This window comes from Bradyrhizobium sp. HKCCYLS1011 (assembly GCF_051167795.1).
Lineage (GTDB): Bacteria > Pseudomonadota > Alphaproteobacteria > Rhizobiales > Xanthobacteraceae > Bradyrhizobium.
Map to the genome: position 1 here is coordinate 402276 of NZ_JBNPTT010000006.1, position 19059 is coordinate 421334.

The following is a 19059-nucleotide window of genomic DNA, read 5'->3' on the forward strand; positions in this document are numbered from 1 at the left end:
CTCCGTCGTCATTCCGGGCTGCGCTGTCAGGCGCAGGCCCGGAATCCATAGTCCCGATCGCGGTTATGGATTCCGGACTCGTCATTCGGACGCCCCGGAATGACGAGTGCTGAAGGCGTATGCGCATGACCCCAGCCGCCATCGAACACATCTTCCGCGACGAGGCCGGCCGGGCGCTTGCAACCCTGATCCGTCTCGTCGGCGATTTCGATCTGGCCGAGGACGTGTTGCAGGATGCGTTCGCAGCAGCGCTGGAAAATTGGCAAGACGGCGGCCTGCCGCAAAATCCGCGGGCATGGCTGGTCAATGTCGGCCGCAACAAGGCCATCGATCGCATCCGCCGTCAGATCGCGTTTCGCGACAAGCAGCAGCAATTGGCGCACACGATCGAGCTCAATGCGGCGGCTGACGAGGAGGCCGTTGATGACAGGCAGATCGATGACGACATGCTGCGATTGATCTTCACCTGCTGTCATCCGTCGTTCGCGCCTGAGGTTCAGGTCGCGCTCACCCTGCGCACGGTGTGCGGCCTGGCGACGGTGGAGGTCGCGCGCGCCTTCCTCGTCACCGAGGAGGCGATGGCGCAGCGGCTGGTGAGAGCCAAGCAGAAGATCCGGCTGGCCGGCATTCCCTACGAGGTGCCCGTCCGCGAAGCGCTCGAGGAGCGCGTTGGCGGCGTGCTCACCGTGATCTATCTTGTCTTCACGGAGGGATACCTTGCCACGTCCGGCGATGATTTGATGCGTCCGGACCTCGCGCATGAGGCGATTCGGCTCGCGCGCTTGCTCGATCGTCTGATGCCGGCAAGGGGAGAGATCAAGGGGCTGCTGGCGTTGATGCTCCTGCATGATGCGCGCCGGGCGGGCCGCGCAACGGCGTCAGGCGACATCGTGCTGCTGGAGGAACAGGACCGGAGCCTGTGGGATCATGGGCAGATCGAGGAGGGGCTGCGGCTGGTCGACCAGGCCCTGCAGATCAAAAGCCGACCTCAGGCCTATGCGGTGCAGGCGGCGATTGCAGCCCTTCACGCCCGTGCGTCGAGCTACGAGGCGACGGACTGGCCGCAGATCGCGGGACTCTACGAAGTGTTGCTGCGCATCGCGCCATCGCCGGTGATCGAGCTCAATCACGCGGCTGCGATATCCATGGTCGATGGTCCGGCGCGGGCGCTGGCGCTGGTGGACGCGCTGGTCGCGCGCGGCGGACTGAAGGATTATGATTTGGTCCCGGCCGTCCGCGCCGACCTGTTGCGGCGCCTGGGCCGAAGGGAGGAGGCGCGCGAGGCCTATCTGGCCGCGTCCGAGGCGACGCAACTTGCGCCACTGAAGCGGCTCTATGCGCGCCGGCTCGCCGAACTGAGCCAGACATACTAATTCCTTAGCGCGCGGCCGCCTCGGTCGGCAGGCTCGCCAGCAGCGCCCCGAGAGTGAGAAGCGTGGAATGATCGGCGATGCCATCGACGCGCGCCGGGCGGAAATGGCGTTGGAACGCGGTCACCACCTCCATCGTCGTGCCGTCGAACTTGCCGCTGATCGGCACACCGTAGCCATATTTGGCAAGCGCCTTCTGCATGTCGCGGACGTCGTCGCCGATGCTGCCGAGCTTCAACGACCTCCCGCTCTTGATCGGTGCCGGTTGCACCCAGTGCCCGACACCGGAATTGGCCAGTGAATGCCAGGGAAACTTCTCGCCCGGGTCCTTCTTGCGCGCCGGCGCAACGTCCGAATGGCCGAGCACACGGTGCGGCGGGATGGTCCGGCGCAGCATGATGCCACGACAGAGCGCGATCACGGCTGCGATCTGGCGCGACGGAAAATCGGGGTATCCCCATTCATGCCCGCGATTGGCGATCTCGATTCCGATCGAGCAGGAATTGATGTCCTCCTCGCCGGCCCAGGACGACGTTCCGGCATGCCAGGCGCGCTTGGCTTCCGGCACGCTCTGGACGATACGGCCGTCTTCCAGGACGATATAATGCGCGGAGACGTCGCTGCCGGTGGTGCATAGCTTGGTGATCGCAGCTTCCACCTCGGGCATGCCGGTGTAGTGCAGCAGGATCATATCGGGCTGGCGGCCGTTCTTGCGCTCGCCGCAATTCGGCGAGGGGATCACGTCGGAGGCGATCGAGGAATCCGGCGTGAACGGCGTCACGCCCTCGCTGTCCTTCGGAATCGGTAATGCGCGCTGACGCTTCGAATCGGATTTGTCTGATGAAGGAGGCGGCATGGAACGACTCAAAGCGCGAAAACTGGACGACGGCCATAACTCAGATCGGACCACGCCTGCCACTATTCCTTTGCATGTCCTGCCCGCAATCGGAAATTGCATGTGTTAGCGTTGTATTGGCGCACCGTGTGTCGGGCGGTCGGCAGGTGGTCGTGGGACATGAGGCCGGCTATTGGTTCCCCCATGATGCCAAAAATCCGCCCGAGATCGTCAACCGTTTCTTAACGTTGACGGCCGTTACTCAGAGGTCAAGAGCCGGGCCGGGTCGAGGGTCGGCAAGCCGCAATGATTGACGTTCCTGCACGCGAAGGAAGGATAGTTCGAGGTGTGGGGGACACCCGAATCCGGGCGATGGGACCGCGTTCACGCGCGAAATCTCTGGGAATTGCCGTCGGCGAGCCCGGGATCGTCGCCAGCGTGCCGGGAACGTTGCTCGGCTTGCGGCGCTGCCTGGCAGCTTGACGGATGGATTTGGCGTAAGGATCGAGGGCGCGATGGACTCGCTGCCGACCACTGGCTGTTTGTCTCGCCGCTCCATGACCGGAGCCGGCTGATGAGCGCGGCTGGCCAGCGCCATGTCTCCGTTCTCGGGCCGGAAGCGGTGGCGATGCTGTCCCCCCGTGAGGGCGGCATTTATGTCGATGCCACCTTCGGCGCCGGCGGCTACAGCCGCCTGATTCTCTCGACTGCGGGAACCCGCCTGGTCGGCATCGATCGCGACCGCACCGCCATTGCGGGCGGCTTCGCCATGGTCGACGCAGCGGCGGGTCGCCTGACCTTGGTGGAGGGGCGTTTCTCGGAGCTTGCCGAGATCTGCGCCGCACAGGGGATCGAAGCCGTTGACGGCGTCGTGATGGATGTCGGCGTGTCCTCGATGCAGCTGGATCAGGCCGGGCGCGGCTTCTCCTTCCGGCTCGAGGGGCCGCTCGATATGCGCATGGGCCATGACGGGCCGACAGCGGCCGATATCGTGGCGCACGCCTCCGAGCGCGGCCTCGCCGATGTTATCTACATTTTCGGTGAGGAGCGGCACTCACGCGCCGTGGCCCGCGCCATCGTCGCGGCGCGCAAGGAGCAGCCGATCACGACAACGCGGCAGCTCGCCGATATCGTCGGCCGCGTCGTGCGTTCAAAACCCGGTGACATCCATCCGGCGACGCGGACCTTCCAGGCGCTGCGCATTCTGGTCAATGAAGAGCTGGACGAGCTGCAGTCTGCCTTGTCGGCGGCCGAGCGGATGCTGAAGCCGGGCGGACGGCTCGCCGTGGTTTCGTTTCATTCGCTGGAAGACCGCATCGTCAAGACCTTTCTCGCGGAGCGCAGCAAGACCGGCGGCGGCTCGCGGCATCTGCCGGAAATCGCGCAGTCTGCGCCGAGCTTTCAGCTGCTCACCCGCCGTCCGGTAACGCCCGATGAGGCCGAGATCGCCGCCAACCCGCGGGCGCGCTCGGCCAAGCTGCGCGCCGCCGAACGCACCCTTGCGCCCGCGCATGCGGCCACGGACCAGACGTCCTGGCCGCGGCTCGCCGACATCATGCGGGGAGGCTGACCCGTGCGGCTGATCCACCTCCTTGTCATCGGCGCGCTGATCTTTGCTGCGGCCTATGTCTATCGGATCAAGATGGACTCCACGGCGCGGGTCGAACGGGTGCTGCAGCTGCGCGCGGAAATTCGCGAGCAGCGCGAGGCGATCGCGGTGCTGCGCTCCGAATGGGCCAAGCTCGATGCGCCGCTTCGGTTGCAGGGGCTGGTCGAACGGCACCTGCCGCTCAAGCCGCTCAACGCCAACCAATACGACAACCTGAAAAATCTCCCGGAGCGGCCGCCGAGTTTTGCCCGCTCCGGCAGTCCCGACCCGATCGGTTCCATGATCGACGCCATCGATGCCGCCAAGCGGGACGACGCCGTAACCGGGTCGGTGCCTCAGCCGGAGGATCAGCAATGACCGGTCCAGCAAGCCGCGCTCTGGTGCCGCAGCCACCGGTCCGCAAGGAACCCTGGCACCAGCGGCTGGTGCGCACGCTGCTCTATGGCCGTAACGTCGACCGCGCGGCAAAGGCCCGCGCGCGCGTCGGGCTCGCCATGATCGCCTTCGCCGCGGTCTATGCCATCATCGGCGGGCGGCTGGTGATGTTCGCGCTCGGCGCTGACGGCCCGAGCGCGCGGCGCGCGGCGCAGCAGGACGCGATCGCCACCGCACGGCCCGATATCGTCGATCGCAACGGCGAGGTGCTGGCAACCGACGTCAAGACGCCGAGCCTGTTCGCCGAGCCGCGCCGCCTCATCGACAAGGACGAGGCGATCGAGCTTCTGACCGCCACCTTGCCTGATCTGGACAATGCCGAGGTGCGTGACCGGCTGTCGTCCAGGAAGGGCTTTGTCTGGCTGAAGCGCGAGATCTCGCCGCAGCAACAGCTCGATATCCATAAGCTCGGACTTCCCGGCGTCGGCTTCCTGCGCGAGAACAAGCGCGTCTATCCCACCGGCAACGAGGTCGCGCACCTGATCGGCCTGGTCAACATCGATAACCAGGGCATCGCCGGGATGGAGAAGTGGCTGGATAATCAGGGGCTCGCCGACCTGCATCGCGCGGGCTTCGCCACCGACCGCCTGCAGCGGCCGATCGAGCTGTCGATCGATCTGCGCGTCGAGCACGCCCTGCGCGACGAGCTGCTCAAGGCCAAGGACAAGTTCCACGCCAAGGCGGCGTCCGGACTTGTCGCCAACGTGAACACCGGCGAGATCGTCGCGATGGTATCGCTGCCGGATTTCGATCCGAACAGCCCGAAGGAGGCGCACGATCCCGATCGTATCAACCGCCTGACCACCGGCGTCTATGAGATGGGCTCGACCTTCAAGGCCTTCACGCTGGCGATGGCTCTCGACACCGGGAAATACGGCCTCGATTCGATGTGGGACGCGCGTGGGCCGCTGCATTACGGCAAGTTCGCGATCCATGATGACGAGCCGAAAGGCCGCTTCCTCAGCATGAAGGAGGTCTTCACGTTCTCCTCCAACGTCGGCGCGGCGCGCATCGCGCTGTCGCAAGGCGTGGAAGCCCACAAGGCGTTCCTGCGCAAGATGGGCCAGCTCGATCGTCTGCGGACTGAGCTGCCGGAGAGCGCATCGCCGATCGTGCCGCGACACTGGGGCGACCTCAATACGATCACGATCTCCTTCGGTCACGGCATTGCCGTGGCGCCACTGCAGGCCGTGATGGGCGTGAGCGCGCTTGCCAATGGCGGCCTCCTGATTCCGCCCACCTTCATGAAGCGGAGCGAAGAAGAGGCGCGGGCGATCGCCAAGCGCGTGATCAAGCCGGAGACCTCCGAGAAGATGCGCTATCTGATGCGGCTCAATGCCGAGATCGGCACCGCGCACCATGCCGACGTCAAGGGTTACTATATCGGGGGCAAGACCGGCACCGCGGAGAAGGTCATCAACGGCCGCTACGCCAAGAAGAAGGTGCTGACCGCCTTCACCGCGATCATCCCGGCCGACAAGCCGCGCTATCAGCTCCTGATCATGCTCGATGAGCCGCAGCCGCTGAAGGAGACCTACGGGTTCATCACCTCCGGCTGGAACGCGGTGCCGACCGCCGGCAACGTGATCTCGCGGATCGGGCCGCTGCTGGGGATCGAGCCGCGCTTCGACCTGCCGCCGTCCGACCGCCAAATTCTTGCGGCATCGCGGCTGACGCAGTAAGCCTGACGCGAAGGCGCCGCAGGTTCCGCGGTGCCGCATGGGATGACGATGAAGCTTGGCGACCTCCTGCGCGACGACGCGCCGATCGATCCGCGCATCACTGCGATCGATGTCACCGGGCTTGCTGTGGACAGCCGGGCGGTCAAGCCGGGCGATCTGTTCTTTGCGCTGGCCGGCGTCAAGACCGACGGAGCACGTTTCATCGATGCTGCGATTGCGGCCGGCGCGGTCGCAGTTGCGGCCGAGCACGCGCCGGCCGGTGAGCTTGCCGTTCCCTTTGTTGCACTCTCCAATGCACGGCTTGCGCTGGCGCTCGCCGCGGCCCGTTTCTTTCCGCAGCAGCCGGCCACGATCGCCGCCGTCACAGGCACCAGCGGCAAGACGTCGGTTGCGGCCTTCACGCGGCAGATCTGGCAACGGCTCGGCCACAGCTCCGCAAGCATCGGCACCATCGGCCTCGTGTCGGACAAGCGCACCGTCTATGGCTCGCTGACCACGCCGGATCCGATCGCGCTGCATCGCCAGCTCGACGAGATCGCGCGTGATGGCGTCACGCATCTCGCCTTCGAGGCGTCGTCCCACGGGCTCGATCAGTTTCGCCTCGACGGCGTGCGCGTCGCAGCCGGGGGCTTCACCAATCTGTCGCGCGATCACATGGATTATCATCCCGACGTCGCGCATTACCTCAACGCCAAGCTCCGCCTGTTCCGCGATCTGATCCCGCCCGGCGGCGCGGCGGTGATCTCGGCCGATCATGACTGCTCGCAGCAGGTCATCGATGCGGCCGCGGCGCGCGGACTGCGCGTGATGACGGTCGGCATCAGGGGTGACGGAGCAGGCGAGGGCATTCGGCTGGTCAGCGCGGCGGTCGAAGGTTTCGCGCAAACGCTCGAGATCGAGCACCGCGGTCGGACGCGCGTCATCCGCCTGCCGCTGGTTGGCGCGTTCCAGATCGAGAATGCGCTGGTTGCCGCCGGCCTTGCGATCGGCACCGGCAGCGATCCCGACGCCGTATTCGATGCGCTGGGCGCGCTCGAAGGCGCCAAGGGCCGGCTCGAGCTGGTCGGCGAGCATAATGGCGCGCCGGTCTTCATCGACTATGCGCACAAGCCCGATGCGCTGGCAAAGGCGCTGCAGGCGCTGCGGCCCTATGCGAAGCGGCGACTGACCGTCGTGTTCGGTGCCGGTGGCGATCGCGATGCCGGCAAGCGACCGTTGATGGGCGCGATCGCAGTCGAGAATGCCGACAGCGTCATCGTCACCGATGACAATCCGCGCAGCGAGGACCCGGCTGCGATCCGTGCGGCAATTTTGGCTGCGGCCAAAGGCGCGCGTGAGATCGGCGATCGCGCCGAGGCGATCCGCTTGGCGGTCGAGCAACTCGAAGCCGGTGACGCGCTCGTGGTTGCCGGCAAGGGCCACGAGACCGGCCAGATCGTCGGCAACAAGGTTCTGCATTTCAGCGACCATGAAGCGGTCGCGGAAGCACTCGCCAAGGTACTTGCATCGAGGACGACATGACGAAAGCGCCATTGTGGACTGTCGCCGAGGTGGCGCGTGCGCTAAATCTGAGCGGCGAGTTTCCGCAAACGCCGATCGATTTCGTCACCCAGGACAGCCGTGCCGTGAAGCCCGGCAGCCTGTTCGTGGCGTTGAGCGGAACGCCGAGCGGCGGCTTCATCTCGAGCTTTGCCTCGAGCCGCGACGGTTGGGAGTTTGCCGCGAATGCGCAAGCGGCCGGCGCGGTGGCCATGATCGTGCCGCATGCCATCGACGGCATCAGCGTGCCGCAACTGATCGTGCCGGATACGCTCATCGACGGACTTTGGGCGTTGGCCCGCGCGGCCCGTGCGCGTTTTGAGGGCCCGGTGATCGGCCTGACCGGCAGCGCCGGCAAGACCTCGACCAAGGAATTCGTCGCCGCCTATCCGCACGCGTCCGCCAGTCCCTCCAGCTTCAACAATTTCTGGGGCGTGCCGCTGACGCTCTGCAACGCCGATCCGAACGCGTCGGTGTGGGTGGTGGAGATGGGCATGAACCAGACGGGCGAGATTGCCCGGTTGACCGAGCTGACCCGGCCGACGGTCGCGCTGGTCGTCAATGTCAAGCCGGTGCATCTGGAGAAGCTCGGCAGCCTAGAGGCGATCCGTCAGGAAAAGGTCTCGATCGCGCGCGGCCTGCCTGACGACGGAATCCTGGTGCTGCCGGCAGAGCTCTCTACGCCTGAATGGAGCGGTAAGTTGCTGCGCTTCGGCGAAGGCGGCGAGGTGCGCGAGCTCACGCACACCCCGCGCGGCGAAAGCTGGGATGTCAGCGCCGAGGTGTGCGGCCGCGGAATCGATTTCGCGTTGACGCCGGGTGCGCCGCACCGCGTGCAGAATGCGCTGGCTGCGCTCGCAGCCGTGCAAGCTGCCGGCCTCGATCCGGCGCTGCTCGCCCCGGAATTCGGTCATGTCGGCATCATGACCGGCCGCGGCGTCGAGCAGACCGCAGGCGGCGTGGTTCTCATCGATGACAGTTTCAACGGCAATCCCGCGAGCATGGCCGCCGCGCTGGACAGCCTGCAGGCCCGCCCCGTCGCTGGACGGCGAATCGCCATCATCGGTGATATGCTGGAACTCGGCGCTGAAGCGCGGGCGTATCACAAGGGGCTCGCCGCGCATCTGGCTGGTATCGATGCGGTCTACTGCGTCGGCCCTTTGATGCGCCACCTGTTCGACCTGTTGCCGGAGGCAAAGCGGCTCGGCTGGCAGGGCGATCCGGCGACGCTGGATCCCCAATCGGTTGCGGCGCTGCTGGAGCGCAATGACGTCGTCGTCGTCAAGGGCAGCAAGAAGATCTTCTGGGTGAACAAGTTCGTTCCAAGACTTGCCGCTGCGTTGCAGGCCCACGCGTAGAATTGGGCGATATCGCGGCATCGCGAGCTGCTCTCTTCCCTCAGACCGGCGGGGCAGGTATGCCCGAGCGGGCCATAGCGGCTGAATGCGACGATTCGCACGCGGACCCTGATCGTGGTTAAAGGGGCGCCGACGTGGATTCGTGCGGGGAACACCGGGCGCTGACGGGCCCGGCCACGGCGGGACGGCACAGGCGGATTGTATGTTTTACTGGTTGATCGAGCTGAGCAACACGTTCCCCAGCCTCGGGATGTTCCGCACTGTCCTGAACGTCTTCCGCTATATCACTTTCCGCACCGGCGGCGCCGTGGTCACCGGTGCTCTGTTCGTGTTCCTGTTCGGTCCCTGGATCATCGACCACCTCAGGCTGCGGCAGGGCAAGGGCCAGCCGATCCGCACGGACGGTCCGCAATCGCACATCATTTCCAAGAAGGGCACGCCCACCATGGGCGGGTTGATGATCCTGTCAGGGCTCGTGGTCTCGACCGTGCTGTGGGCCAATCCGCTCAACCCTTATGTCTGGATCGTGCTCGCCGTCACGCTCGGCTTCGGCTTCGTCGGCTTCTATGACGATTACCTGAAGGTGACCAAGCAGTCGCATTCGGGCTTTGCCGGCCGCTTCCGCTTGTTGATCGAGGCGGCGATCGCGCTGGTCGCCTGCTATGCGCTGGTGCGGCTCGGTCGAGACCCGTCATCGACCGGCCTTGCCATTCCGTTCTTCAAGGAGCTGGTGATCAAGTTCGGCTGGCTTTACGTGATCTTCGGCGCCTTCGTCATCGTGGGCGCCGGCAATGCCGTGAACCTCACCGATGGCCTGGACGGTCTCGCCATCGTGCCGGTGATGATCGCCTCCGCCAGCTTCGGCCTGATCGCCTATCTGGCCGGCAATGCCGTGTTCTCCGACTATCTGCAGATCCATTACGTCGCAGGCACCGGCGAACTGGCGGTGCTCTGCGGCGCGGTGCTGGGCGCCGGCCTCGGCTTCCTCTGGTTCAACGCGCCGCCGGCCTCGATCTTCATGGGCGACACCGGCTCGCTGGCGCTCGGCGGCATGTTGGGGGCGATCGCCATCGCGGTGAAGCACGAGATCGTGCTGGCGGTGATCGGCGGGCTGTTCGTGCTGGAGGCGGTGTCGGTGATCGTGCAGGTGGTCTCGTTCAAGCTGACCGGAAAGCGCGTGTTCAAGATGGCGCCGATCCATCATCATTTCGAGCAGCTCGGCTGGACCGAGCCGCAGATCGTGATCCGCTTCTGGATCATCTCGGTGATGCTCGCGCTCGCCGGGCTGTCCACGCTGAAGCTGCGCTGATGAAGGCTACGATCTTGCAACGTCATTCCGGGGCGATGCGCCAGCATCGAACCCGGAATCTTGAGGTTCCGGGTTCCCGTTTCACGCGCCCCGGAACGACACGGGTTTGCTCATGATCCCCGTCACCTCCTTCGCCGGAAAAACGGTCGCGGTATTCGGCCTCGGCGGTTCGGGCCTCGCGTCCTGTCATGCGCTGCGTGCCGGCGGCGCCGAGGTGATTGCCGGCGACGACGGCGCCGACCGGCTGGCAGAGGCGGCGAAAGCCGGCTTCACCACCGCCGATCTGCGCACCGTCTCCTGGGCGAATTTCGCAGCCCTGGTGCTCGCACCCGGCGTGCCGCTGACGCATCCGGCACCGCATTGGAGCGTGCTCAAAGCGCGCGAGGCGGGCGTCGAGGTGATCGGCGATATCGAGCTGTTCTGCCGCGAGCGCAAGCGCCATGCGCCGGATGCGCCGTTCGTGGCGATTACCGGCACCAACGGCAAGTCGACCACGACCGCGCTGATCGCGCACCTGATGCGGGTCGCGGGTTTCGACACCCAGATGGGCGGCAATATCGGCACCGCGATCCTGTCGCTGGAGCCGCCGCGCATGGGGCGCGTTCACGTGATCGAGATGTCGTCCTATCAGATCGATCTGACGCCCTCGCTTGATCCGACCGTCGGCATCCTCATTAATGTCAGCGAGGATCATATCGATCGCCACGGCACGCTCGGCAACTACGCTGCCGTGAAGGAGCGGCTAGTCGCGGGCGTGCAGCCGCAGGGAACTGCGATCGTCGGCGTCGATGATGATTTCTCCCGCGCCACGGCGGATCGGCTCGATCGGACCGGCAAGCGCGTGGTCCGCATCTCCGTCAAGAACCCGCTGCCGGACGGCATTTATGTCGAGCACGAAACCATCGTGCGCGCGAGCGGCGGTGCGCGCAGCGAGATCGCCCGGATCGGCGGCATAGGCTCGCTGCGCGGCCTGCACAATGCGCAGAACGCCGCCTGCGCGGCCGCCTGCGCCCTTGCGCTGGGCGTGCGCGAGGACGTGCTGCAGCAGGGCCTACGCAGCTTCCCTGGGCTGGCGCATCGCATGGAGCAGGTGGGGCGTGTGGAGAACGTGCTGTTCGTGAACGACTCCAAGGGCACCAATGCCGATGCAGCGGCGCACGCCCTGTCGTCCTTTGCCGATATCTTCTGGATCGCCGGCGGCAAGCCGAAAGCCGGCGGCATCACCAGCCTGACCTCCTTCTTCCCGCGCATCCGCAAAGCCTATCTGATCGGTGAGGCGGCGGCGGAGTTCGCACAGACCCTCGGCGATCAGGTGCCGCATGAGATGTCGGGCACGCTCGACGTCGCGGTGGCCCGGGCGGCTGCGGACGCCGAAGCTTCCGGCCTGAAGGACGCGGTGGTGCTGCTGTCGCCCGCCTGCGCCTCGTTCGATCAATATCGCAACTTCGAAATCCGCGGCGCCAAGTTCCGCGAATTGGTCCAGGCCCTGCCAGGCGTGACGCCGGTAGTGTGAGGCCGCCTGACACCGTCTCCGATCCTGTCCCGTTGCTGGTCCGAAAAGCCTCGTCGTGCTATAAGATCGGCATGGACACGCTGCTGGACCAAAACATCTCCCCGCGACTGCTGGCTGAGCTGGAGCGAGCATATTTTTGGTGGGAGCCAGTTGGATCGGAGCCGCGCTCAGCGGCGAGGATTATCGCGCAAGCGATGAGCCTTGCAGGTTTTGACGACATCGTGCGCTTGGAGAAAGAATTCGGTTCCGATTTTCTTGCCGAGATCATGCTCAAGGCCGAGCCGGGCTGGATCGACGCGAGGTCCTGGGAGTTGTGGCGCGGCCGTTTGATGCGCGCGACAAATCGCGACATTCCCGCTGAGCCGCCGGTCAGGTCATTCGATGTCGGGACAGTTTGATCCCTGCATCGATATTTTGCCGGCTGCGCAGCAAGGCATTTGGCCGCAGCTTGCTCCGGCGCGCAACCTAGGCTTCGTCTTATACGGCGGTACGGCCGTGGCCCTGCACCTCGGCCACCGGACCTCCATCGATTTCGATTTCTTTAAGGCAGAGCCCTTGGACAAAGACGAGATCGGTGAAGCCTTCGCGTTCATGCGCCAAGCGCGAACGCTTCAAGAGGACCAGAATACGCTGGTCGTCGACGCGGCGCTGCCGGCGGGACATGTCAAGATATCCTTCTTTGGCCGCCTTGCATTGGGGCGCGTCAGCGACCCGCTGCTGACAACAGACGGAGTTCTGCTGGTTGCCTCGCGCGAAGATCTCCTTGCCACCAAATTGAAGGCGATCCTGGATCGGGCTGAGGCCAAGGATTACCGTGACATTGCGGCCATGCTCTCCGCGGGGACTTCGCTTGCAACGAGTCTCGGAGCCTTTGCCAAAATGTATGGAAGGGATCCTGCGCTCCCGCTCAGGGCTCTCGGCTTCTTTAAGGATGGCGATCTGCCTACTCTTCCAAAGAGTGATCAGGAGCTCCTGCGCGCAGCTCGCGATCGAGTGTCGGTCATTCCTGAAGTTGTCCTCCAAAGCGGGCTAGCTCCTCCGCAACTCTAAGCGGGGCTTGCGGGAGGAAAGGCTTGGGACCGTGATACTTCAAAACCCAAACGGTTCCTTAACCCTTCGATAACCATCATCGGCGACCAATGGGAGTTGCCTTTGGCCGAAGGGACCACCCATGCTCTCCCGTGAAGAACGCAATCCGCTATCCGACTGGTGGTGGACGGTGGACCGCCCGCTGCTTGGTGCCATCATCGGATTGATGTTGTGCGGGGTCATCCTGTCGCTGGCGGCAAGTCCGCCGGTGGCGACCCGCATCGGGCTCGATGCGTTCCATTTCTTCAATCGCCACGTCCTGTTCCTGCTGCCGTCCTTCGTCGTGCTGATCGGCGTTTCTTTCCTGTCGCCGCGGCAGATTCGCCGCAGCGCGCTGGTCATCCTGGTGATCAGCCTCGCGCTGATCGTGGTGACGCTCGCGATCGGACCTGAGGTGAAGGGCTCGCGGCGCTGGATCACGCTGCTCGGCGTCAACATTCAGGCCTCCGAGGCAGCAAAGCCGGCGTTCGTGGTGGTCGCCGCCTGGCTATTTTCGGAATCGGCGCGCCGGCCCGACATGCCCGCGACCTCGATGGCGCTGGTGCTGCTGCTGACGCTGGTCTCGCTGCTGGTGATGGAACCGGATTTCGGCCAGACCATGCTGATCCTGATGGTCTGGGGCGCGCTGTTCTTCATCGCGGGCATGCGGATGATCTGGGTCGCCGGCCTGGCCGGCGCGGCCGCCGCCGGCCTGTTCGGCGCCTATCTGTTCGTCCCGCATGTCGCCGGCCGTATCAAGCGCTTCATGAACCCGGCCTCGGGCGACACCTTCCAGGTCGACACCGCCATGGAAGCCTTTTCTAACGGCGGCTGGTTCGGGCTCGGGCCGGGCGAGGGCATCGCCAAGCGCAGCCTACCTGACAGCCATACGGACTTCGTGTTCGCGGTCGCAGCCGAAGAATTCGGTATCGTCTTGTGCCTCGCGCTGGTGGCGCTCTTCGCCTTCATCGTCATTCGGACGCTGTCGCGCGCCTACGCGACCGAGGACAGCTTCGCTCGCTTTGGCGCCTCCGGGCTTGCGATCCTGATGGGCGTGCAGGCCGCGATCAACATTTCGGTCAATCTGCAACTGATTCCTGCCAAAGGCATGACGTTGCCGTTCATCTCCTATGGCGGGTCGTCGATGGTGTCGCTGGCCTATGGCGTCGGCATGATGCTGGCGTTGACCCGGCAGCGGCCGCGCATGGAGATCACGGATGCGGCGGGCGGCGTGCGCAGCTACGCATGAGTGTTCGTCGGAGCTCACGCTCCTCGCAATAATGGCGGTTTGTCTGTAAACAGGCGCGCATGAACGATACAGCGCCTCTCATCCTGCTCGCGGCCGGCGGCACCGGCGGCCATCTGTTTCCCGCGGAAGCGCTCGGCGTCGAATTGATCAAGCGCGGCTTCCGTGTTCGCCTGGTCACCGATGCCCGCGCGCTGCACTACAGCGGCCTGTTCACCAAGGACATGATCGACGTAGTGCCAAGCGAGACGGTGCGCGGCCGCTCGCCGATTGCGCTGGCGCGCACCGCGGTGATGCTCGGAGCCGGCACGATTGCCGCATTCAACCTGATCCGTCGGCTCAAGCCCGCGGCCGTGGTCGGCTTCGGCGGTTATCCGACCGTGCCGCCGCTGGTCGCGGCGCGGCTCGCCGGCGTGCCCGGCATCATCCATGACGCCAATGCGGTGCTCGGCCGCGCCAACCGTTTCCTGTCGTCACGGGTGAAGGCGATCGCGACCTCGCTGCCCGGCGTGCTCGACCGTGATCCCGCGCTCGCCGGCAAGGCCACCACAGTCGGGACGCCGATGCGTCCGGCGATTCTGGAGGCCGCTGCGGTGCCCTACGCCCCGCCGGCCTCGTCAGGACCATTCCGGCTGCTCGTGACCGGCGGCAGCCAGGGTGCCCGGGTCATGAGCGATGTGGTGCCCGGCGCGATCGAGCGGCTGGAGCCGGCACTGTGGGGCCGGCTGGTGCTGACCCAGCAGGTCCGCCAGGAGGACATGGCGCGGGTGCGCGCGGTCTACGATCGGCTCAAGATCAACGCCGAACTCGCGCCGTTCTTCACCGATCTGCCGGCGCGGCTCGCGGCCAATCACCTCGTCATCTCGCGCTCCGGTGCCGGCACGGTGGCGGAATTGGCGGCGATCGGCCGCCCCTCGATCCTGGTGCCGCTGCCGGGCGCGATCGATCAGGACCAGTTCGCCAATGCCGGCGTGCTGTCACAGGTGAACGGCGCGATCCGGATCGTGCAGGGCGACTTCACGCCCGCTCGGCTCGCCTCGGAGATCTCCGCGCTGGCTGCCGAGCCGGCGCGGCTGGCTGCGATGTCGGAGGCCGCCCGCGCGGTCGGCCGGCTCGATGCCGCCGAGCGGCTGGCCGATCTGGTGGTCAAAACCGCCGGAATTTAGGCCTGCAGCACCGAAATATCCCCTTGTCATGCCCCGCACAGGCGGGGCATCCAGTACCCGGAGCGGCCTGATTTGCGCGTGAGCAGGGGAGCCGCGGAATACTGATCGCCCGCCTGCGCGGGCGATGACGCAAGGACTTTGACCATGAGACTGCCGCGCGAGATCGGACCCATCCACTTCGTCGGGATCGGCGGCATCGGCATGAGCGGCATCGCCGAGGTGCTCTGCAATCTCGGCTATACGGTGCAGGGCTCCGATGCCGCCGACAATGCCAATGTCGGGCGGCTGCGCGAGAAGGGCATCGCCGTCAGCGTCGGCCACAAGGCCGAGAACGTGGCGGGCGCCGACGTGGTCGTGGTCTCGACCGCGATCAAGCGCGACAATCCGGAATTGATGGCCGCGCGCGCCCAACGCATTCCGGTGGTGCGGCGCGCCGAGATGCTGGCGGAATTGATGCGGCTGAAGAGCTGCGTCGCGATCGCCGGCACCCATGGCAAGACCACCACGACCTCGATGGTGGCCGCACTGCTCGATGCCGGCGGCCTCGATCCGACGGTGATCAATGGCGGTATCATCAATGCCTACGGCACCAATGCGCGGCTCGGCGCCGGCGACTGGATGGTGGTCGAGGCCGACGAGAGTGACGGCACCTTCCTGAAGCTGCCGGCGGATGTGGCGATCGTCACCAATGTCGACCCCGAGCATCTCGATCACTTCAAGACGTTCGACGCCGTGCAGGAGGCGTTCCGCGCCTTCGTCGAGAACGTCCCGTTCTATGGCTTCGCCGTGATGTGCATCGATCATCCGGTGGTACAGACCCTGGTCGGCAAGATCGAGGATCGTCGCATCATCACCTATGGCCAGAATCCGCAGGCCGATGCCCGGCTGGTCGATCTGAGGCCCGAGGGCGGCGGCTCCCGCTTCACCGTCGTCTTTCGCGATCGTAAGACGGATGCCACCCACGCAATCCCCGACATCGTGCTGCCGATGCCCGGCCGCCACAACGCCTCGAACGCCACGGCCGCCATCGCGGTCGCGCATCAGCTTGGGATTTCGAACGACGCGATCCGCAAGGCGATCGCAGGCTTCGGTGGCGTCAAGCGCCGCTTCACCCGCACCGGAGAATGGAACGGGATCACCGTGATCGACGATTACGGCCACCACCCGGTGGAGATCGCGGCCGTGCTCAAGGCGGCGCGCGAATCCACCAACGGCCGGATCATCGCGGTCGTGCAGCCGCATCGCTACACCCGCCTGCAGTCGCTGTTCGAGGAATTCTGTACCTGCTTCAACGACGCCGATGCCGTTGTCGTCGCCGAGGTCTACGCGGCCGGCGAGGCGCCGATCGAGGGCATCGACCGCGATCATTTCGTGCTGGGCCTGCGCACTCATGGCCATCGCGAAGTGGTGCCGTTGCCGAAGGCCGCCGATCTCGCCGGTATCGTCAAGGGTCTGGCAAAGCCGGGCGATCTCGTCGTCTGTCTTGGCGCAGGCAACATCACGCAGTGGGCCTATGCGCTGCCGAACGAGTTGAAGGCGCTGGGGTGAGTATGGACGTGGTGATCTCCTGCTCAGCTGCACGGCCAACTCCGTTCCCTTCCCCCTTGTGGACGAGGGTTAGGGAGGGGGGTAAGCCGCAAGCGCCGGCGTTCGTGGTACCCCCCTCTCCAGCTCTCCCCCATCGCAAGTCGGGCCTGCCCGACTTGCGCAAACTAGATATGCGCAACCGAGGTAAACCTCGGTTGCGTGGGGGAGAGAGCCGAGTGTGCCGTGTAGCAACAGCATCGGCACTTTCTCGAGCCCGGCTCTTCATCGCATGACCTTCCCCGACATCACACCCGAGCTGAAAGCCGCGATGCCGGAGCTTCGCGGGCGGCTGCTCGCCAACGAGCCGTTGGCTCCGCTCACCTGGTTTCGCGTCGGCGGCCCGGCGCAAGTTTTGTTCACGCCGGCCGATGCCGATGACCTCGCCTATTTCCTCAAGCATCTTCCCAACGAGCTGCCGATCTACGTGATCGGCGTCGGCTCCAACCTGATCGTGCGCGACGGCGGCGTCTCGGGCGTGGTGATTCGGCTCGCGCCGCGCAGCTTCGGTGAGGTCGCAGCGGAGGGCGATATCGTCACCACCGGCACCGCCGCGCTCGACAAGCGCGTCGCCGAGGTGGCCGCGAGCGCCAACCTGTCCGGCCTCGAATTCCTGTTCGGGATTCCCGGCACGATCGGCGGGGCGCTGCGCATGAACGCCGGCGCCAATGGCGGCGAGACCAAGGACGTTCTGGTCGAGGCGACGGCCGTCGACCGGCAAGGCAATACCCATCGCTTCAGCAATGCTGAGATGAAGTTCACCTATCGCGCGAGCGGCACAGACCCCGCGCTGATCTTCACCTCGGCGCGCTTTCGCGGCAGGCCTTCGGCGCCGGAAGCGATCCGGGCGCGGATGGCCGAGGTGCAGGCGCATCGTGAGATGGCGCAGCCGATCCGTGAGAAAACGGGCGGCTCGACGTTCAAGAATCCCTCCGGCCACAGCGCCTGGAAACTGATCGACGCCGCCGGCTGTCGCGGCCTGAAGCTCGGCGGTGCGCAGGTGTCCGAGATGCACTGCAACTTCCTGATCAACACCGGGCAGGCCACCGGTTACGACATCGAGGCGCTCGGCGAGACCGTGCGCGAACGGGTCAAGGCGTCCTCCGGAATCGAACTGCAGTGGGAGATCAAACGCATTGGACTCAGCGCGAGCTAATTCGTGCATTTCGTCAGCCGTTGCGACCAAGCGGTGGCGGCAAGGTGAGATCAACCCGAGAACGTATTGATGCGCATCACGATTCTGTTCGGCGGCTCCAACAAGGAACGGCTCGTCTCAGTGGCGAGCGCGCAGGCGCTGCATGCCGCGCTCCCTGAAGCCGATCTGTGGTTCTGGGAGGCCGACGACACAGTCCATGCGGCGAGCGGCAAGGCGCTGACGTCCCATGCCAAGCCGTTCGAGGAGCCGTTCAAGGCGGATGGCAACAAGCTCGGCGGCCTGACCGAGGCGCTGGATCGCGCCAAGGCCGAAGCGCGCGTCCTGGTGCTCGGCCTGCACGGGGGACGCGCCGAGAACGGCGAGCTTCAGGCGATGTGCGAGATGCGCGGCGTTCCGTTCACCGGCTCGGGCTCCGCGTCCTCGCATCTCGCCTTCGACAAGATCGCGGCCAAGCGCTTCGCCGTGCTCGGTGGCGTCCGCGCGGTCGAAGGCGTGGCGCTCGAGGAAATGGAAGCTGCACTTGCGCACTATGGAAAGTTGATCGCCAAGCCGGTGAAGGACGGGTCGAGCTACGGACTCATCTTCGTCAATGCCAAGCAGGATCTGGTCGCAATCCGCAGCGCGGCCGAGAGCGAGGACTATCTGGTCGAGCCGTTCGTCAGCGGTACTGAGGCGACCTGCGCCGTGCTCGAGCAGCTCGACGGCTCGCTGATCGCATTGCCGCCGATTGAGATCGTGCCAGCCGAGGGCGCCTTCAACTATTTTGCGAAATATCTCGCCAAGACCACGCAGGAGATTTGTCCGGGCCGCTTCAGCCCCGAGGTCACGGCGGCGATCCAGACCGAGGCCGTCAAGGCGCATCGGGCGTTGTCCTGCGGCGGCTATTCGCGCAGCGACTTCATCATCTCGGCCGACGGCCCGGTTTATCTTGAGACCAACACCTTGCCGGGACTGACCGCGGCTTCGCTCTATCCCAAGGCGCTCAAGGCTCACGGCATCGCCTTCGTTGACTTCCTGCATCAACAGATCGCGCTCGCCGAGCGGCGCATTCGTTAACAAGGGACGTCATATCGCCGGGGAGTTCCCGTCCGGGTTCCCTGGGGCGAAGTTCCCAGAATCCGTAAAATCCTTAAGAATCCGGCTCAAGGTGCTCATAAATCGGCGAAAAAAATCGCCTCACCGGACCGGC

Annotated in this window: 16 protein-coding genes; 15 read left to right on the plus strand and 1 reads right to left on the minus strand. The window is 65.5% G+C overall.

Translation table 11 applies throughout. The annotated features are described in order from the left end of the window. The first annotated feature begins 125 nt into the window (after positions 1-125). Positions 126-1373 carry an RNA polymerase sigma factor gene (locus tag ACQR1W_RS22345; RefSeq protein WP_434852810.1) on the plus strand — a complete coding sequence of 416 codons (1248 nt, stop codon included), beginning with the start codon at positions 126-128 and terminating at the stop codon, positions 1371-1373. A gap of 4 nt (positions 1374-1377) precedes the next feature. Here ACQR1W_RS22345 and ACQR1W_RS22350 read toward each other — a convergent pair whose 3' ends face one another. Next, complete coding sequence (locus ACQR1W_RS22350) at positions 1378-2226, minus strand: N-acetylmuramoyl-L-alanine amidase (RefSeq protein WP_434852811.1); 849 nt, start codon at positions 2224-2226, stop codon at positions 1378-1380. A gap of 553 nt (positions 2227-2779) precedes the next feature. Between ACQR1W_RS22350 and rsmH the strand changes: the two genes are divergently transcribed. From rsmH to ACQR1W_RS22420, 14 genes are all read left to right on the plus strand, one after another. Then, the gene (gene rsmH / locus ACQR1W_RS22355; RefSeq protein ID WP_434852812.1) at positions 2780-3775 is read left to right on the plus strand and encodes a 16S rRNA (cytosine(1402)-N(4))-methyltransferase RsmH; all 996 of its coding nucleotides are present in this window, start codon (positions 2780-2782) and stop codon (positions 3773-3775) included. A gap of 3 nt (positions 3776-3778) precedes the next feature. Continuing rightward, positions 3779-4171 carry a cell division protein FtsL gene (gene ftsL, locus ACQR1W_RS22360; protein WP_008971437.1) on the plus strand — a complete coding sequence of 131 codons (393 nt, stop codon included), beginning with the start codon at positions 3779-3781 and terminating at the stop codon, positions 4169-4171. Next, the gene (locus ACQR1W_RS22365) at positions 4168-5931 is read left to right on the plus strand and encodes a peptidoglycan D,D-transpeptidase FtsI family protein (RefSeq protein ID WP_434852813.1); all 1764 of its coding nucleotides are present in this window, start codon (positions 4168-4170) and stop codon (positions 5929-5931) included. Before ftsL ends, ACQR1W_RS22365 begins: the two co-directional genes overlap by 4 nt. Positions 5932-5979: 48 nt before the next feature. Next, a complete protein-coding gene (locus tag ACQR1W_RS22370; RefSeq protein WP_434852986.1) occupies positions 5980-7452 on the plus strand; it encodes a UDP-N-acetylmuramoyl-L-alanyl-D-glutamate--2,6-diaminopimelate ligase in 1473 nt (490 codons plus the stop codon). Next, a complete protein-coding gene (locus tag ACQR1W_RS22375; protein ID WP_434852814.1) occupies positions 7449-8828 on the plus strand; it encodes a UDP-N-acetylmuramoyl-tripeptide--D-alanyl-D-alanine ligase in 1380 nt (459 codons plus the stop codon). Before ACQR1W_RS22370 ends, ACQR1W_RS22375 begins: the two co-directional genes overlap by 4 nt. A 202-nt stretch (positions 8829-9030) precedes the next feature. After that, the gene (gene mraY, locus ACQR1W_RS22380) at positions 9031-10137 is read left to right on the plus strand and encodes a phospho-N-acetylmuramoyl-pentapeptide-transferase (protein ID WP_008971441.1); all 1107 of its coding nucleotides are present in this window, start codon (positions 9031-9033) and stop codon (positions 10135-10137) included. Positions 10138-10249: 112 nt separating this feature from the next. Beyond that, positions 10250-11650 (plus strand): UDP-N-acetylmuramoyl-L-alanine--D-glutamate ligase, encoded by a 1401-nt coding sequence (gene murD, locus ACQR1W_RS22385; RefSeq protein ID WP_434852815.1) that lies wholly within the window; start codon positions 10250-10252, stop codon positions 11648-11650. A 71-nt stretch (positions 11651-11721) separates the two neighbouring features. Further along, a complete protein-coding gene (locus tag ACQR1W_RS22390) occupies positions 11722-12048 on the plus strand; it encodes a hypothetical protein (RefSeq protein ID WP_434852816.1) in 327 nt (108 codons plus the stop codon). Beyond that, positions 12032-12700, plus strand: a complete 669-nt coding sequence (locus ACQR1W_RS22395) for a nucleotidyl transferase AbiEii/AbiGii toxin family protein (RefSeq protein WP_434852817.1) — start codon at positions 12032-12034, stop codon at positions 12698-12700. Before ACQR1W_RS22390 ends, ACQR1W_RS22395 begins: the two co-directional genes overlap by 17 nt. A gap of 121 nt (positions 12701-12821) precedes the next feature. Next, entirely contained in the window at positions 12822-13967 is a 1146-nt protein-coding gene (ftsW, locus tag ACQR1W_RS22400; RefSeq protein WP_434852818.1) for a putative lipid II flippase FtsW, read from the plus strand. 59 nt (positions 13968-14026) lie between these two features. Further along, on the plus strand, positions 14027-15130 hold the full coding sequence (murG, locus tag ACQR1W_RS22405) for an undecaprenyldiphospho-muramoylpentapeptide beta-N-acetylglucosaminyltransferase (protein WP_434852819.1): 1104 nt from the start codon (positions 14027-14029) through the stop codon (positions 15128-15130). A 144-nt stretch (positions 15131-15274) separates the two neighbouring features. Further along, a complete protein-coding gene (gene murC, locus ACQR1W_RS22410; protein ID WP_434852820.1) occupies positions 15275-16678 on the plus strand; it encodes a UDP-N-acetylmuramate--L-alanine ligase in 1404 nt (467 codons plus the stop codon). Between the two features lie 268 nt (positions 16679-16946). Further along, positions 16947-17870 (plus strand): UDP-N-acetylmuramate dehydrogenase, encoded by a 924-nt coding sequence (murB, locus tag ACQR1W_RS22415; protein WP_434852821.1) that lies wholly within the window; start codon positions 16947-16949, stop codon positions 17868-17870. 69 nt (positions 17871-17939) lie between these two features. After that, the gene (locus ACQR1W_RS22420; RefSeq protein WP_434852822.1) at positions 17940-18926 is read left to right on the plus strand and encodes a D-alanine--D-alanine ligase family protein; all 987 of its coding nucleotides are present in this window, start codon (positions 17940-17942) and stop codon (positions 18924-18926) included. The last annotated feature ends 133 nt before the right edge of the window (positions 18927-19059 follow it).